At 29.7% G+C, this 17,769-nt stretch carries 17 protein-coding genes; 16 read left to right on the plus strand and 1 reads right to left on the minus strand.

Annotation, left to right across the window (positions count from 1 at the left end):
• The 16 genes from KLA_RS16370 to KLA_RS16440 form a co-directional block, all read left to right on the plus strand.
• Positions 1–764 (plus strand): hypothetical protein (locus KLA_RS16370; RefSeq protein ID WP_034647107.1); only part of this gene is annotated, 764 nt, incomplete at its 5' end.
• A gap of 121 nt (positions 765–885) precedes the next feature.
• Positions 886–1,179, plus strand: coding sequence for a helix-turn-helix transcriptional regulator (locus KLA_RS17720; RefSeq protein ID WP_152536863.1), 294 nt, complete (start codon positions 886–888; stop codon positions 1,177–1,179).
• 82 nt (positions 1,180–1,261) lie between these two features.
• Positions 1,262–2,464 carry a primase-helicase family protein gene (locus tag KLA_RS16380; protein ID WP_034647108.1) on the plus strand — a complete coding sequence of 401 codons (1,203 nt, stop codon included), beginning with the start codon at positions 1,262–1,264 and terminating at the stop codon, positions 2,462–2,464.
• A gap of 223 nt (positions 2,465–2,687) precedes the next feature.
• The gene (locus KLA_RS16385) at positions 2,688–3,533 is read left to right on the plus strand and encodes a CHC2 zinc finger domain-containing protein (RefSeq protein ID WP_034647109.1); all 846 of its coding nucleotides are present in this window, start codon (positions 2,688–2,690) and stop codon (positions 3,531–3,533) included.
• Positions 3,534–3,639: 106 nt separating this feature from the next.
• On the plus strand, positions 3,640–3,936 hold the full coding sequence (gene mbpA / locus KLA_RS16390; RefSeq protein WP_034647110.1) for a mobilization protein MbpA: 297 nt from the start codon (positions 3,640–3,642) through the stop codon (positions 3,934–3,936).
• Positions 3,933–4,685, plus strand: a complete 753-nt coding sequence (locus KLA_RS16395) for a relaxase/mobilization nuclease domain-containing protein (protein ID WP_051456143.1) — start codon at positions 3,933–3,935, stop codon at positions 4,683–4,685. The genes mbpA and KLA_RS16395 overlap by 4 nt, the downstream gene beginning before the upstream one ends.
• Positions 4,686–4,687: 2 nt before the next feature.
• A complete protein-coding gene (locus KLA_RS16400; RefSeq protein ID WP_034647111.1) occupies positions 4,688–5,134 on the plus strand; it encodes a DUF6730 family protein in 447 nt (148 codons plus the stop codon).
• Between the two features lies 1 nt (position 5,135).
• On the plus strand, positions 5,136–5,717 hold the full coding sequence (locus KLA_RS16405) for a ParA family protein (RefSeq protein WP_034647112.1): 582 nt from the start codon (positions 5,136–5,138) through the stop codon (positions 5,715–5,717).
• A gap of 34 nt (positions 5,718–5,751) precedes the next feature.
• Positions 5,752–5,982 carry a hypothetical protein gene (locus KLA_RS16410; RefSeq protein ID WP_034647113.1) on the plus strand — a complete coding sequence of 77 codons (231 nt, stop codon included), beginning with the start codon at positions 5,752–5,754 and terminating at the stop codon, positions 5,980–5,982.
• A 94-nt stretch (positions 5,983–6,076) separates the two neighbouring features.
• Positions 6,077–6,298: a hypothetical protein gene (locus tag KLA_RS16415; RefSeq protein WP_034647114.1), complete on the plus strand. Its 222-nt coding sequence runs from the start codon at positions 6,077–6,079 to the stop codon at positions 6,296–6,298.
• 130 nt (positions 6,299–6,428) lie between these two features.
• A complete protein-coding gene (locus KLA_RS18550) occupies positions 6,429–6,563 on the plus strand; it encodes a hypothetical protein (protein ID WP_262486367.1) in 135 nt (44 codons plus the stop codon).
• 370 nt (positions 6,564–6,933) lie between these two features.
• The gene (locus KLA_RS16420) at positions 6,934–7,167 is read left to right on the plus strand and encodes a hypothetical protein (RefSeq protein ID WP_034647115.1); all 234 of its coding nucleotides are present in this window, start codon (positions 6,934–6,936) and stop codon (positions 7,165–7,167) included.
• Positions 7,168–7,415: 248 nt separating this feature from the next.
• Positions 7,416–9,005 (plus strand): type I restriction-modification system subunit M, encoded by a 1,590-nt coding sequence (locus KLA_RS16425; protein ID WP_034647116.1) that lies wholly within the window; start codon positions 7,416–7,418, stop codon positions 9,003–9,005.
• Position 9,006: 1 nt separating this feature from the next.
• Positions 9,007–12,111: a metallophosphoesterase gene (locus KLA_RS16430; protein WP_034647118.1), complete on the plus strand. Its 3,105-nt coding sequence runs from the start codon at positions 9,007–9,009 to the stop codon at positions 12,109–12,111.
• Between the two features lie 46 nt (positions 12,112–12,157).
• Positions 12,158–13,336, plus strand: coding sequence for a restriction endonuclease subunit S (locus KLA_RS16435; protein ID WP_051456144.1), 1,179 nt, complete (start codon positions 12,158–12,160; stop codon positions 13,334–13,336).
• Positions 13,337–13,370: 34 nt separating this feature from the next.
• A complete protein-coding gene (locus KLA_RS16440; protein ID WP_034647121.1) occupies positions 13,371–16,376 on the plus strand; it encodes a type I restriction endonuclease subunit R in 3,006 nt (1,001 codons plus the stop codon).
• A 1-nt stretch (position 16,377) separates the two neighbouring features.
• On the opposite strand, the gene KLA_RS16445 is transcribed toward KLA_RS16440, so the two are convergent.
• A complete protein-coding gene (locus KLA_RS16445) occupies positions 16,378–17,604 on the minus strand; it encodes a site-specific integrase (RefSeq protein ID WP_034647123.1) in 1,227 nt (408 codons plus the stop codon).
• Positions 17,605–17,769 lie beyond the last annotated feature (165 nt).

Below are 17,769 nucleotides of genomic sequence, written 5' to 3' on the forward strand. Positions count from 1 at the left end.
ACAGAAATGTAAAGGCTTTTTTGGTTTTAGGAGTACAACATATGTGCAACACCATTTTCTTTTTTTGTACTAATTTTATTTTCTTAAAAAATTATAAAATGGAACGAACTACAATCTCTTTAGCACATTATCTGGTTGGAAAACAGATAAAATTCGGAACTTATGTTGATACAAAAGTACTTGTAAACAATTATTCATTAATAAAGTACTTGACTCTTTCGTTTTTAATATACGCGTCTATTCTTATATTAATAGGTAATTCATTTACGTTAGGTTTTAGTGCTCTTATTATTGCGGTATACACTTTAATTGGTTTTGGTATTTTATTTTTTTGTCAATTAAGAAAGGAGGTTTTTAATATACGAGAAGATAATTTTCTAAAGTGTTCAATTAAAAAAATTAATATAAATAACCTAAACTTTGAAGGGTATGTTGAAGATTTGGAGAATGAATTAAAATTTAAAAGTTTATTAAAGGGAGAATCTATATCTGGAAAAGTAAACTTCACAGCTCCTAATAAAAGTAAGAGGGGTGCAAATCATATAACACTCTTGACAATTTTAGACTATGTTACAGTTAATGGTTTAAAAAGCACGAAGAAACAAGAGCTATTTTCTATTTTAAATGACAACTTTCTAATGGCAGGTTCAAAATTGAATGAGGACAGTTTTGGTACACTTTTTTCTAATTGGGTCAACGAGAAAGATGAAAAGAAACTACAAGAAAGAAAAACAATTATAGAAAAAGTATTTTTTAAAGGTTAATGGTAGATTAATTCAAGGTTTGGTTTGATTAACCTATTGTTAATGTGGTATTTGTCTTCATATGTTTGCTTTTCAGAATGAATGGCCATTCGTTTATTTTTTAATTCTAAATCGCAATATAATGGATAAAAATAGCAATATGATTGAGATATTACAGGATATTAGAAACTTATTATCTCATAACAAAAAGGTATTAAATATTGATGATCTAGCAAGCTACACAGGGTTGTCTAAAAGTAAGATTTATAAATTATCAATGCTCAAATTGATTCCAACTGGAACAAATGAGCATATTCGTCAGAAGTTTTTTAATAAAGAAGATATTGATGAGTGGTTATTAGGAAAACCAAACTTATCTGATGAATACCTGGAGCAACAAATGAATGCTCAATTATTAAAAAACAAAAAAGCGTAAAAACTTCACCTTTTACGCTCTTATCAAATTTTATTTCACTTTTAACCTGTATACAAATATATGGGTTTAATTTAATATACCTATGAATCAAAAATCATACATAAGGATTGGTACCAGTTATTATAGAATAGTTCAAGCCCCATCATTAAAGGGAGGGTTTAATGAAACTCTTATCAAATGGGATAAATTAACCATCATTGAGGATCATAATAGGGAATACCTGTCACAAATACCTAAATACCACGGGAAAATATGTTTTCCAAACCATTTTAATTTTTCAAAAGAAATTCACGGCTTTTATAACACATATTCTCCCTTAAAGTACTTCCCCAAACAAGGAAGTGTCTTTCATACTCTTAATTTCTTTAAACATATATTTGGATCTCATTTAGAAATAGGGTTAGATTATTTTAAGCTTTTATATGAAAAACCTTCTCAAATTTTACCAGTTTTATGTTTAGTAAGTAGAGAAAGGGTAACTGGGAAATCATCTTTTTTAAAATACTTAAAGGAAGTTTTTGGGCTTAATATGACTTATTTAGATAGTCATACATTGAATAGTAATTTTAACCTTGACTGGGGAAATAAATTATTATTGGGTCTTGATGAAGCCGTACTTCAGAAAGAAGAAATAACAGAAAAAATAAAATATTTATCGACGTCTAATATTAATAAAATAGAAGCTAAGGGTAAAGAAAGGTTTGAAGTAGATTTTTTTGGCAAATTTATTTTATGTAGCAATTGGGAAGACTCTTTTATTAAAATAGATTCTGATGAAACTCGATTTTGGGTTAGAAAAATTCCGAAGCTTGAAAATGAAGACGTTAATTTTTTAGATAAATTAATTGACGAAATTCCAGCCTTTCTAGATTATATTAAAAGTAGAGATTTTGCTACAGAAAGAAAAACAAGAATGTGGTTTACACCAGAGCAGATTTACACCAATGCTCTTAAGAAGTTAGTAAGCAATAACAAGAATAAAGTTGAAAAGGAAATAGGGCAATTGCTTTATAGTGTTATTGAGAAATTTGAATTAGAGGAAGTTCATTTTAGCCTTATGGATCTTCTTAATGCATTAACTAAAACAAGAGTGAAAACGGATTTAACGCAGCTTAGAAAGCTTCTTAAGGCGGAGTGGAAGATAGAACAAAAAAATAATTCATTTAAGTATCAAAAGTTTGTGATTTTGAGTGATGGAGATATAGTTCTTACTGATACCAAAGGGAGGTATTATACTGTCACTAAAACTTTTTTACATAAAACATTTGATGATTTGATGACGTAATAGGTTAATCTTTATCTATTACTAGTAATAATAGGGTTTTCAAGATCATCAGTTTCGTCATCACTCTGTCATCACAAAAATATATTGATGACGTGTTGATGTAAACTTTGATGATTTGATGACGTCTTGATGACGTCTTGATTGTTAATGAAATTAAGGGTTTTCAACTGTTTGTCATCAAATCATCACTTTTTATACTTTTTTCAATTAATAATAATGTACAATGAATTGTAATAAAGCTAAAAATATAGACCTGCTTTTATATCTAATAAAAAACGGTTTTAAACCTCAAAAGATCACAGGTAAAAACCATTGGTTTTTATCACCTTTTAGAAAGGAGAAAACGGCCTCTTTTAAAGTGGATACAGATAAAAACACTTGGTACGATTTCGGTAGTGGTCACGGAGGAACAATTATAGATTTTTTACAGAAATATTATAGTTGTTCTATTTCAGAGGTTTTAAACAAATTAAAAGAAAATACTTTTTCTTTTCATCAGCAGAAAATTATAAGTCCTCATACTAAAAAAGGAGATATTATTAAAGTTAAGGCTCTTCAGAATAAATACTTAATCGCCTACCTTAAGGAAAGAGAAATTAATTTAGAGTTGGCAAAAGAGTTTTGCTTTGAGGTCTACTATACTTTTGACTCAAACAAAACATATTATGCTATTGGCTTTAAAAATGATTTAGGTGGCTTTGAATTAAGGAATCAGTTTTTTAAAGGATGCATTGGCCGCAAACATTTTACTACAATTAAAAGAGACTACTCTACTGTTTCTGTTTTTGAATCTTGGTCTGACTTTTTATCATATCTAACTTTAAAAAATACGGTTCCAGAGGAGGATTTTATCATATTAAATTCAACTGCATTAATAAAAAAAGTATTAGAAATTGTAAATCAATATTGTGTAGTTAAGTCTTTTTTTGATAACGATGAATCAGGTTCTAATACGTTACAAATAATAAAAGATAATACAGAGCTAGAAGTTTTTGATTACCGATACTACTATAAAAATCATAAGGATTTAAACGCTTTTTTAATAAACTCCAAAATGGCTAACTGTTGAGTATTTCGAGAGGTGTTCAATACCGGTACTTAGGTCCCTTTTTTGAACAAATCTCGCTTTTTCTCCCGATGGTCGCAAAAGTTATAAACTTGAATTTATTTTTAATATGAAAAGAACTAGAATTGAATTTGTGTGTAGCTCATATGAAAAAAAAATAATAAAAATTAAAGCAAAAAAGGCTGGACTTAAAACAGCAGATTACTGTAGAAAATCTGCTTTAAATAAAGATATAAAAGCAATACTTACAGAAGAGCAAGTTTTGCTTTATAGAATGTTGATTAAGTATCACAATAACTTTAAAAGTATAGGAAACTTAATAAAAAAGAAGGAACCAGGGTTATTTAAATTGACAACTGAAGTTGCTAATGAAATTAAAGAACACCTTACAAATTTTAGAAAATGATAAGTAAGGGTAAATCTATTTCACATACAGAAGCTTCAATTGGTTATGGTTGGAATCAAGAGAAGGATGCCAAAATTGTCTTTAAAAAAAGTTTGGTAGGATCAACACCTAAAGAGATTACAAACGAGTTTAAAACAATACAGGCAATGAACTCTAGATGCCTTAAAAACACCTTTAGTTTTGTTTTAAGTCCAACTATTGAAGATGGTAAAAGTATGAAGCTTCGTGATTTCTATAATATAACTAATGAGTTTGTGGAGGATTTAGGATTGAATGATCACCAGTCTATAGCATTCTTACATCAAGATAAAGAGCATCGCCATATTCATTTATATGTTAATCGAATTGATTTTAATGGTTGTGCCTATAAAGACAATTATATAAGCAAACGTGCTCAAAAAGCAGCAGAGCGTGTTGCTAAAAAGCTGGGATTAAAAACGGTAAAAGATGTAAAATTGGAAAAGTTAGATGGTTTAAAAGCTATTAGATCTAATATAAAAGAAAAACACGATATATGCTTGAATAGTTTAAGATCAAAAAGTATAAATGAATATATAGTTGAAATGAGAAAGTTGGGTGTAAATGTTATTCCTGTAATTAACAAATCAAATAATATACAGGGTTTTAGATATCAATTTAAAAACATCAACTTAAAGGGAAGTGAAGTGCATAGAAACCTGTCTTTTAACAAAATTAAACAGCAGTTACTAAAAGTAGAAGGGGTAAAGTATAAATCTATAAATATATAATTATGGCTAAAATTGAAGAATTAGCGTCTTTGATTATTGATGAAATTGAGACATTTCAAAAGGGTATTTCTCAACTGCAGAAGGAAACTAAAAGAATTGAGGGTTTAAAGCTTACTCTAAGTACAAAAAAAGTAGAAGATAGTTTTTCAATTTTTTTTAAAAAATTAGACCAAAGAAACAGGGTTTATGGCGTTGAACTGAATAAGATTCAGCATAGACTAGATAATTCTATATTATTTCCGAGAAGATATTTTATACCAATTGTACTCTGTTTAATAGTCACAATTATTTCAATGTTTTTTAGTGTATATCAATTTCAAAGCTTTAATAATATTGAGGATAAAGAATACAATAGAGGTGCAAATAAGGTTAAAAGCCATATCGAGGAGTTTTTTAATGATAACCCGGATGCTTTTAAGCAGTACAAAACTTGGAAAATAAAACAATAATATGGCTAAAATTATATTAGTAACTCATCAAAAAGGAGGAGTTGGCAAAAGTACTTTGACCTTTAATTTGGCTCAAAACCTTAGTAGTTGTAGTAAAGTAGCAATTCTAGATATGGATTTGCAAGGAAGTCTTTTGGGGATTAACCATATTGTAAATGACTTCATAATTACTTCAGATAAATCAATACTTAAAAATTCAGATTTGGATTTTATATTTATTGATACACCACCCTACTTATCAGATAAGTTATCAGGTTTAATGGTGTTATCAGATTTAATAATAGTCCCTACTAAAGCTGGCGTATTAGATTTGTTAGCAATAGAAAGTACTATTAGCATTATTGACGATAATAATAAATTAGGTAAAACACTAATCGTGTTAAATATGGTGAAGCACAATACTTCTTTGACTTCTGATATTTTGAATGAATTAAAATCTTACAAAGTTAAAATTGCGAATACTCAAATTAATGATTTGGTTGTATTTACACGTTCTGTTTTGCTTAAAGGAGTAGAGAGTAATCATAATGCTCAAAAACAAATGGATGGTTTAACAAAAGAAGTCTTAAAGGCATTAATATAATTGTATAAACCTAGAATTATATAAATACATAATTATGAAAAAAGAAAGTTTTGATAGCCTTTTAGGTAAGGTAAAGTCAAGTAAGATAAAAATACCTATACAAAAGGTAGTGTCTGAAAAAGAATCTATTCTTAATAATTCTAAGCAATTTTCATTTTATATAGATGTTGATCTATTAAAAAGACTAAAGACAAAAGCTTTAGAGGAAGATAGAAGCATAAAGGATATTATAAACAGTAGTATTGAAGATTATCTATCATTTTAAGTATCTCAAATACAAACTAAGAAAAAGACTGTTAATTTTTGCTAAGATGTATTAGATTATATAATTTTAAACATAAATTATTAAATACAGAATAATGGGATACATAGATAATTTAAGTTTTGAAGAAATTGAAATTTTAAATAACCATAATGATGGTTTAAAATGTTGGCAAACGGATTATAAGATCTTAAGAGATTATGCAGAGGAGGTAGCTAGGCTTAACTTTAAGGATGAAAATAATTTTAAAAACGAAGCTATCAGTAGTAAAAGCAAGCAAGTTTTAGATAAAGAGCAAGAAAGACTTTTTGTAGATTAATACTTTAAATCTGGCAGAATTAATAAATTTCTATTTTAGAATCAAAGTCAAATTACGCATTTCCGTAAAGTATTTAATGTGCGATTAATTATTTTTGAGATAATTATAAATGATTTAAATTCAGTACAATATGGAAATTGAAGCAATTAAGCCCGGTCCAAAACCTAAAAAGCAAGATGGTACACTGGACAAAAGAAGAAGAGATAACAAGAATACCCCAGGTAACAAACCAACGCTAAAACCAAGTAAATCTACTAAAAAATAAACCTTATTGTAGTGCCTAGGAATAAAAGACGCCAGAACTAAATACCTTTTAAGTATTATTAGCTTATAGCTATTGTTTTTTAAGTACTAAAGCCAATAATTATTGCTTTAAAATTGTACTTAAATGTTAAATGAAATATTTAAATATATGTATATTGCCATACATTTTTATAAGTAAAATATATATTAAAATATAAAGCGTTTAGCTTTTGATTTGGTCTTCGAACTCGCCAGGTTCTATTAATTACCTCCAAACAAAGTTAAGACGCCCACGTGACTGCGTGGGCTGTTCTTATTTGGAGGAAAGGTTTCTGGCGAGACCTGTAAGATCAATGAGTTACAGTTCCACGCTTTTTTTATTCTACTACCCTATGAGTTTAAAAAAAACCATCACGGCACCTATTACTAATAATGAAAAGCAAGGCAAAAAAGTAGTTAATATTTCTGACGCTACTCACGCAAGAATATCTTTAATTGCAGACCTTTTTAATGTTACTAAAAACCAGGCAATAAGTAATATTGTATTGGCTTTTTTTAAAGAGAATGAAGATGAAATTAAGGACCGAATCACGATAAGAAAAGACCAGTTAGATAAAATGTTTTAGGTAATACTAGTTATTATTTTGAGGGTTTAAATTAGGTCTAACATTATATAATTGTATATTTATAGTAAGATTTTTTTTACTATGTCTTAGCCTCAATAATTTGAATACATTATAATAAATAGAGAGGATAAATAGTATTATTCAAATTATTTAGAGCGTATTAGATATAATTTTTATTATTAAGCGCAATGCCTTTGTTTAATGGGTTTTTGTGTCAAGTTTAACCAAACATTACCTCTCAAATTTAGATGAGTACAAATACAACCAAAGCAGATATCAACTTTGAAAAAGAGTTATGGAAAGCAGCAAATGAACTTCGAGGCGCTGTAGCTGAAAATCAATATAAGGATTATATACTACCATTAATATTTTTAAAACATATTTCCGAGCGTTATGAGTTACGTAGGGATAGTTTAAAAAGTTTGTTTAACGATAAATCATCAGAATATTTTACAGAAGATATTGAAGAGCAAAACTATGTGTTAGAAGACCCGGATGAATATTTATCTGAAAGCACTTATATTATTCCTGAAAAAGCTACTTGGCAATTTTTACAAGATAATGCAGAGCAAGATAATATTAAGGTTTTAGTAGATGATGCTTTTGATTTGTTAGACCAAACATTAGCAACATACAGACATGATTTAAAAGGGATATTACCACGTATTTTTGTTAAAAGTCAATTAACAGCTAAACAAGTCGCAGGTTTAATTAACCTATTAGCAAATCCAAAATTATCCGAAAAAGAAAATCCAGATAGCGATATTTTAGGTCGTGTGTACGAATATTACATAGGCAAGTTCGCTATAGCAGAAGGCTCTGGTGCAGGACAATTCTTTACACCAGGAAGCATAGTACGTTTATTAGTAGAAATGATAGAACCTTACGAAGGTAAAATCTTTGATGCCGCCTGTGGTTCAGGTGGTATGTTTGTACAATCGCTTAAGTTTTTACAAGCTCATAACGGAGATAAGAAAAACATTTCTATTTACGGGCAAGAACGTTACGATGGCACACTGCGTTTATGTAAAATGAATTTAGCACTACGAGATTTATCTTTTGATGTACGCTTAGGAGACTCTTTACTGCAAGATAAGTTTCCAGATCTAGAAGCAGATTTTATTATTGTAAACCCACCTTTTAATGTTAGTCAATGGCATCCAGAAGATTTACCAGAAAATGATCCAAGATTGTTTGGACCAAAAGAAGAGTTTACTACAGATGGTAATGCCAATTATATGTGGATGCAAACCTTTTGGTCTCATTTAAGCGATACTGGTACTGCAAGTGTAGTTATGGCAAACGGCGCAATGACCTCTAATAATAAAGGCGAAAAAAACGTACGTCAACATATGGTAGACAATAGTATGGTAGATTGTATTGTACGTTTACCAGACAAACTATTTTTAACCACGGGTATTCCTGCTTGTATTTTTATATTAAGTAAAAACAGAGATGGTAAAGATGGTGTGCATAGAGAGCGTTCTAATGATATTTTGTTTATAGATACCTCTAAAATGGGAACTATGGAAAGTAGAAAATTACGTGTTTTTACAAACGATGATATTAATAAAGTAACGGAAATATACCATAATTGGAGAAACTTAAACGGTTCTTATAAAAATGAAGATGGTTTTTGCTACAGCGCCACCATAGAAGAAGTCCAAAAGCAAGACTACAAGTTAACACCAGGTATTTATATAAATACAGAAGCGGTTGAAGACGATGGTATTCCATTTGAAGATAAAATGGAAACATTAAAAGCACAGTTGGAAACCCAGTTTGAAAAAGGGAATACACTTCAAAAACAGATTTTAGATAATTTTAGAAAAATATAATATGAAGATTCTACATGTAACAGATTTCCATTTTGACGGAAGTGATAAGTATAAGGAAGATGAAATTAGATTGGTAGAATCCTTAAAAGACAGTTTAACTAAATTTAAAGGAAAAATAGATTTAGTCTTATTCTCAGGAGATTTAGTATATAAAGGAGATGATATAAAATATTTTAATGAATTTGAGGAATTGTTTTTTAATAATGTATCTACTGTTTTGGGTATTAATAAAACATCGATTTTTATTTGTCCTGGTAATCATGATGTTTTTAGGAATCAAGAGTTAGAAGAAATAGGGAATTCTTTGTTTGGTATAAATAATAATGAGGACCTAGATGATTTTGTGTTAAAAAACGGAGGTAAATCATTAAAATTTAGTTTAGATAATTTGGTTAATTACTATGAGTTTCAAGAAAGGTTTTATGAAAAACATGTAATTGAATATAAGGATGATTTAGTCGATAATTTATACACAACACATATTCGTTATATTAACGGAAAAAAGATTGGAATTACCACTATAAATTCTGCATGGAGAGCTAATGACTCAAATACTGATACAGGGAATTTAATGTATCCAATCCATTACTTAAAAAGGGCTTCTAGAGAGCTGGGTAAATGTGACTTAAAGATAATGATGCTTCATCATCCATTAAGTGATTTTAGAGATTGGAATCAATTTGCTTTAGAAGATATTATTTATAAAGATTATGATATGATGTATTCAGGGCATGTTCATGCCAATAGGGATACGTTGCACGTAACTTCTGGCATTGGTATTTATCATTCAACATCTTCAGCTACTTTAAGTGGAGAAAAAGATAATATAGGGTATACTATTATTGATGTAGATATAGAATCTTTTGAATTAAGTCTCAAGAATGCAATGTATAATAAGAACGAGGAAACATTTTATTTCACAGACAACAAGAATGCTCAAATTCCAGTAGATGAAGAAAAACAAAAACAAAATAAATTTAGAGTTACTATTCGCAAAAGGCTAGAACATCAATCTAAAGAGGCTAATAAGTTGTTCTTGTCATATAAGGAGGTCAAAGAAGAAAATGATTTTTTGAATTTATTTACTAATCCAATTATAAAAGCTGAATCTCAAAGTAATCCGAGCCCTAAAAATAAAAAAAAATATAGTTTAACAGATCTAATATCAAACAAGAAAGAAAATCAAATTCTATTTGGGAAAGATAAAAGTGGGAAATCAGCAACGCTTTATAAGATATCATTAGATATTTTGCATAATTTTTATTCTCTAAAAGTATTATCAATTTATATAGATTGTAAAGTTATTGTTAACACAAACAGTACTCTTGATATTATAGATATATTAAGTGACTTTTATGAAACTAATAAGAAGAATGCATCAAATTTATTAAAAGATTATCACTTAAAAATCCTGTTGGATAATTTTGACGAAAATGAAACTTTAATTTTAAATCCGCTTTCTAAATTTTTAGATTCTCATAAAAATTGTTCTATTATTGCGGCAGGTAATGAGACGATTTTTTCTTCTTTTGCTGGCGGTTTAATAGGAAATATAGATTTTGTAAATAGATATCTGCATGATCTAACCCGGTCAGAGATTAGAGAATTAGCAGTCAAGTGGCCAGATATGTCAGATGACAAAAGGGCTCAAGTTATAGAGAAAATACATATAGTCTTTGATCAATTAAATATTCCTTCAAATTATTGGACAGTTTCGTTATTTCTTTGGATTTTTCAAAAGAATATAGATATTAACCTCGGAAATAATTTTCAACTAATAGAGCTTTATATTGATAGCTTGTTAGATAAAGATAATTTCATTCTTTCAAAACAGTATAAAATTGATTTTGACGATTTAAAAGCTTTTTTAAGCGCTTTAGCTCACAAGTTAGCTACTACATATTTAGAAAATAATTATTTAGTCAAATATGGACAGTTGATTGATTTTATAGATGAATACAAAGCACAAAACAAAAGGTTTGTTATTTCAACTAGAACATTATCAGATTTATTAATTGAAAAGGGAATATTAAAATCTGAAGCTAATGGAAACTATACCTTTAGGTTGAATGGTGTTTTTGAATATTTTTTAGGTTATTACATGGCTTATGACGAGGAGTTTAGAAATCAAGTAATTGATAATGATGATTTTTATTTGTCATTTAAAAATGAATTTGAAGTCTGTGCAGGTATAATTCCTCAAAATTATAATTTTGTTAAAAAGATTTTTGAACGAACTAAGCTTATTTATAGTGATATTAATGAGGGGGTAGATTTGAATAATTTAGATGTATTGCTTTTAACTAAAGTAAATGAAACATTTAACATTTCAGGAGAAATTAATACTTTACTCAAAGAAACTATTAAAGACTCTCTCGAGCCAGAAGAGCAAGATGGTATATTAGAATCTTTATCACCTTCAAATCAAAGAATATCCGATGTTAAACCAAAAAAATACTATGATGAAATAACTGGTAACTCTGAAGATTTAGAGAATGCACTTTATATATTAGGGCGTGTTTATAGGAATTCCAAGATTAAAAAGAAGGATGAATTTAATAATGAGGTTTTTGACTTTATTTTAAATAGCACTTGTACTTTCTCTTTTTCTTTGATAGAGGACATCAGTTCTCAAAATATAAGTGAGATAGATAATAATGTTACAGAAGAAGATTTAATCAAACTTCTTACTCAATTTTTACCAATTGTAGCACAAACATTTTTCTATGATATGGCAATTCAAGCCAATTTAGAAGTTGTTCTCAAAGAAAAAATAGATGAGCTGAAACAAAATAAAAAAGGAAATGAATTAAAACTTCTTATTCTGTATTTTTCGCTAATTGATTTAGATATTAAAGGGCGTACTAATTTAATTGATGAACTTATAGATTTAATAAATATCCCTATGCTCAAACAAACTACTGTTTTTAAACTTTACTTATATCTAAGTTTTAAATGTAATGGCAATAAAACATTAAAGGATAAAATTAGTAAGATGATAAAAAAGCAAGAATTGAAAATTGATGGAAGTCAAAGTATGGGTGCAATAGAACAGCGTATCAAAGTTATTGGTAAATCATCTATAAAAATAAATAATGCCAAATAACTGGAAAACATATAAACTTTTCGACTTCATCGATATAAACCCTAGAATGAAATTTAATTCTAAGGAAGAATACTCTTTTGTTGAAATGAAAGACTTAGATCCGACTAGCAGGAAAGTTTTACCTTCAAACGTAAAGAAGTTAAAAGGAGGAGCAAAGTTTCAAAATGGAGATACATTATTTGCTAGAATTACACCTTGTTTACAGAATGGTAAAATTTGTCAGGTACAAGGTTTAAGCAATAATATAGGTTTCGGCTCAACAGAATTTTTAGTTTTTAGAGGAAAAGAAAATGTTTCTGATAATGATTTTGTTTACTATTTATCTAGAGAACCTTTTGTTAGACAGTTTGCGGAAGCTAATATGATTGGAACTTCAGGAAGACAAAGAGTTGCAAAAGAAGCTTTTCAGAATTTAGAACTTGAATTACCACCCCTCCCAGAACAAACCCAAATAGCCAACATCCTATCAGCAATAGACGATAGAATAGAAAACAACCTAGCCATAAACAAAACCTTAGAAAACATGGCTATGGCATTATACAAACATTGGTTTGTAGATTTTGGTCCTTTTAAAGATGGCGAGTTTGTAGATAGTGAGTTGGGATTAATTCCTGAGGGTTGGGAAGTTAAGAGTGTTAAAGATTTTGGAGATACTATAACAGGTAAAACGCCTTCTAAAAAGTTTCCAGAGCATTTTGGAGATGAAATGCCATTTGTAACACCTACAGATTTTAAAAATTATGGGAAGCATATATTAAACGCGAAGCGTTCTATTTCTAAGTTAGGAATTGAGAAGCATCAAAGAAATGTTATTCCTGTAAATTCAATAATAGTCACTTGCATTGGTTCAGATATGGGAAAAGTTGCAATTTCAAAAGTTTCTTGTTTAACAAATCAACAAATCAATTCACTAAAATGTAATAACTATCATTATATGTATTGCTTCTTTGTTTATAATTATTCACTTTTAAAGAGGTTAGCAGGAGATGGAACGACTATGCCGATAATTAATAAATCTACATTTGAAGCTATAGAAGTATTGTATCCAGGAGAGGTAAATTTAAATAACTTTGAATGCCAATTAAACGAATTTGATGAACAAATACTTATTAATTCTCAAGAAAACCAAACTCTAACAAAACTCCGTGACACCCTATTACCAAAACTAATAAGTGGCGAAATCCGTTTAAAAGAATTTAGAGCACAAGTAGAAAACCTAGTTTAATTAATAAGATTCCTGTTTTCACAGGACATGAATTATGACAACAGAAGCAACCATAGAACAAGCCACCATAGATTGGTTAACCGATTTAGGTTACAAACACCAATTGGGCACAGTCTTACCACAAAATCATAATACCGAAGTGGTCTTAAAAGATAGGTTGCTTCACTTTATACAACAACAATATCCAGATATTCCAAAGGAGATTCAAACCTTAGCAGTATCAGAGTTTACCAATAATGCAGGAGCAGATCTAGAGCATCGTAATCGTACCTTTCATTTAAAATTGACTAAAGGTATTGAGTTTGCGTACGAGGACGCTTCAGGTAAGGAAAAAGCAGTACATATTTACCCCATCGATTTTAATAACCCAGAAAATAATACGTTTTGGGCAGTCAATCAGTTTTCTATTATTGGTAAAAACAAACGTCGTCCAGACATCATAATTTACATAAACGGTTTACCATTAATTGTATTTGAGCTTAAAAACTGGTACGACCAAAACACCAACATAAAAGAAGCACACAATCAAATACAGCATTACAAAAAGGACATTCCGTTATTGTTTGAGTATAATGCCCTAACCATTATTAGCGATGGAAACGAGGCGCAACATGGTATGTTTAGTTCGGGTAAGGAATGGTTTGCCGCTTGGAAAAGTATTAACGGTAGAGATACCGTACAAGATGACGATTTCCAGATGCACACTTTGTTATTCGGCTTATTCCCAAAAGACAGAATACTGAATTATATAAAAAACTTCATTTTTCATGAAGATCATAATGGCACACTTATTAAAAAGGGTGCGAAGTATCATCAGTTTTTCGGTGTTAACTTTGCAGTAGAAGCAGCAAAAAAATCGGTACGTCCGTTTGGTGATGGTCGTATTGGTGTTATTTGGCATACGCAAGGTTCTGGAAAAAGTATCTCTATGGCTATTTATACAGGTATTTTACGTAGTCTACAAGAATTAAAAAATCCTACCATTGTTATACAAGTAGACCGTAGCGATTTGGATATGCAATTGTATGAAAACTTTGTACTTGCTAAAGATTTAGTTGGAGATGTACAACACGCAGATACTACACAAGATTTGCGTAACTTACTAAGCGCAGGCGCTGGTGGTGTTATTTTTACAACCATAGAAAAATTTAGACTAAAACAGACTACAGATGAGGCTTTAGGCGAACTGGAACATCCGGTTTTATCAGAACGCCAAAACATTATTGTAATGGCAGACGAAGCACATCGTACTCAATATGGTTTGCTAGATGGCTTTGCTTCTAATTTGCGCAAAGCATTGCCTAATGCGTCCTTTATAGGTTTTACAGGTACACCAGTAGATAGTAAAGATGCAGATACACAAGAAGTGTTTGGATCTGTAATACATACCTACGATATTAAACAAGCTGTAGAAGATAACGCCACAGTTAAGATTTTTTACGAACCACGTTTAGCAAAATTGCATTTATGGAACGAAGCTATTGACGATGAAGTAGATAATATGACTGGTGATGTAGAAGATAATAGTAACTTAAAGTGGGCAGCAATTGAGGATGCTGCAGGAAGTGAAGACAGGGTAAATAAAATAGCAAAAGACATACTAAATCATTACACAAATAGAACAAACACTTTAGCAGGAAAAGCTATGGTAGTTTGCATGAGTAGGCGCAATTGCGTTAAAATGCATAATGCGTTAATTGCCTTAGAAGGTTGTCCGGAAGTAGCTGTAGTAATGACAGGTAATATATCTAAAGATCCTATAGAATGGAATCCACATTTTAGAACTAAAGATGCTACCGAAGCTTTAAAAAAGAGATTAAAAAAAGAAGACGATCCTTTAAAAATTGTGATTGTTAGAGATATGTGGTTAACAGGTTTTGATGCGCCTTGCGTGCATACCATGTATGTAGACAAAATTATGAAAGGCCATAATTTAATGCAAGCCATAACAAGAACAAATCGTGTTTTTAAAGATAAGAAAAACGGTGTTATTGTAGATTATATTGGTATTGGTGATAACCTAAAAACAGCAACCAATAAATACACAGATGGTGGTGGTAAAGGCAAGCCAACAATAGATATAGAACAAGCTTTAGAGTTATTTTTCAATCAAGTTGAAATTTGCAAGGGCTTTATTCCTCAATCTATAGATTATTCAGACTGGAAACGTTTGCGTGATGCTGACAAGGTACTTTTAGTAAAGGCAGCTTTAAATCATATCATTAAATATGATGAAGATGCTCACAGTTACATGAAGGCAGAGAAAACATTATCTAGTTTATTATCTATAGTTAAAAGTCAGCCCGAAATTCAAGATTATGCTGTGGATGTATTATTTGCGCAACACGTATCTAAGGCGGTGCGTAATGCAAAGTCGGTAACATCGAGCAGAAGCGAACAAAAAGAGAAAATTAAAGAATTAATTAGTCAAAGTATAGATTCTGAAGACATAGTAGATGTATTTGCTATGGCCGGAATAGAAAAACCAGACATTTCCATTTTAGATGAAACCTTTTTATTAGGGGCTAAAAATGAAAAAGATGGACACGCTTTAAAAATAGAGTTGATTAAAAACATTCTTAAAGATGAAATTAAATTACGACTTCATAAAAACATTAAAAAGTACACGTCTTTAAGAGAAGAACTTGAAAAGGTGATAGATAGATATCATACAAATGCTTTAGATAGTTATGCAACAATAGCAGAGCTAATAGAGAGGGCTAAAAATTTGCAAAATGATGATAAAAGAACAGGGGAGTTAGGTTTAAGTGAAGAAGAGCTGGCTTTTTATGATATTCTAGCAGCAAAAAAGGAAATAGTTAAAGAGGAAGGCCCAATACAAGATATTGTACACGCCATTGTAAAAGCGGTAAAATCTAATCTTCAATTAGATTGGACCAAAAAGGAAAATGCGAAAGCTTCAATTCGCTTAGCTGTAAAGAAAGAGCTAAGGGGAAAAATATCTATTAGTAAACTAAATGATATTTTACAAGAAATTATGCAGCAAGCAGAAGGACAGTATAGCGAGTGGAGTGCTTAAATTAAGAGGCTGTATCTAATAATAAAGAATCACAAGCATTATCTATTTCAGACGCTCCCAGCTCTTTTAAATAAGCTTTTGTTGTACTAAGTTCTTGGTGCCCTAAACTCTCGCTAATAATCTCTGTAGAGCTCCCTGCTTTCCTCATACAGTTTGCATAACTGTGCCTTGCAACATAACTAGTTAGTTTATGATCTATTTTACATAAAGCCCCTATGGCTTTTAAATCTTTATTAAATGCTTTTAAAACTTTATGTTTTCTATTCTCTATTTGATTTGGTTTAAGACCGTCCCTTAATAATATAGGAAAAACATATTCAGTAGAAAGTGCATTGGTTTTGTAATAGTCCAATATTTCTTGAACAGGGCTTAAAATTTTTATTGAAAAATTATAATTGGTTTTAGACCTTGTATAGAATATTTTATCGTTTGAAATATTAGACCATTTTAGCCTCATCATATCTGCAAAATTCATTCCTCGGGTAAAAAAGCTAAATAAAAAATAGTTTCTTGAGTTTATTAAATGTTGTTGGTTTGAAAAATCAAAATTCTTTATAGTGTATATGTCTTCTAAATTCAGAGCTCTTTTTAAGCTTTTACCCTTTAATTTAGCTATTTTATATTTCTTAAAGGGATAGTTAATTTCCTTAGTAATGTTACGTTTTATGGCTAAATTATAAACACTTCTAATTGCTCGCATTTTAACGCCTATACCACCATCCGTTCCTCCTCTTTTTCTTAAGAATACCTCATATTTATACAGAAAATCGGCATTCAAATCTTCAAAAGTTAATTCTAATAAGCCCTTGTTAAATAATTTTAATGAGTTATAGGTGTCTTTATTTACTTTGGCACTTCCTGTTCTTCCACTATCAAGCATTTCTCTGGTAATTATGCTGAAGAAAATAAAAAAATTGTTTGTAATAGGGTTTGCTTCAACTCTTAAAGCTCTTTCTATAGACTCTAAGCTAAAATCCTTATCTTCTAATTCAAATCCATTTACTATTTCTAAAACTTTACTTTCAAATTTTTTAAGAACTCTATTATTTTGTGTTGAGTTTTCAGTTTTAGAATTAAACTGACCCGTTTTTTGGTTCCACTCTTTAAGAGAAGCATTAAAATTAGTTCTAAAAAACTTAGATTTTCTTAAATAAGTTATTCTTAGATATATAGGATATTTATTATTTGTTAATTTTGTCTTGCGTAAAACAGATTTTACAGTGGGCATATCAATACAACATTAGTACAACAATTAGTAGGTTAAAAGTATATTAAATATAACCATAAGAAAAATTTAATTACTTAATTAATTGATTTTCAATACAAAAGAAAGTTGATGAAACTATATGAATAAAAAAAAGTCCTGACTCATAATCAGGGGGTCCATGGTTCG

It is taken from the genome of Cellulophaga geojensis KL-A, assembly GCF_000568425.1.
GTDB lineage: Bacteria > Bacteroidota > Bacteroidia > Flavobacteriales > Flavobacteriaceae > Cellulophaga > Cellulophaga lytica.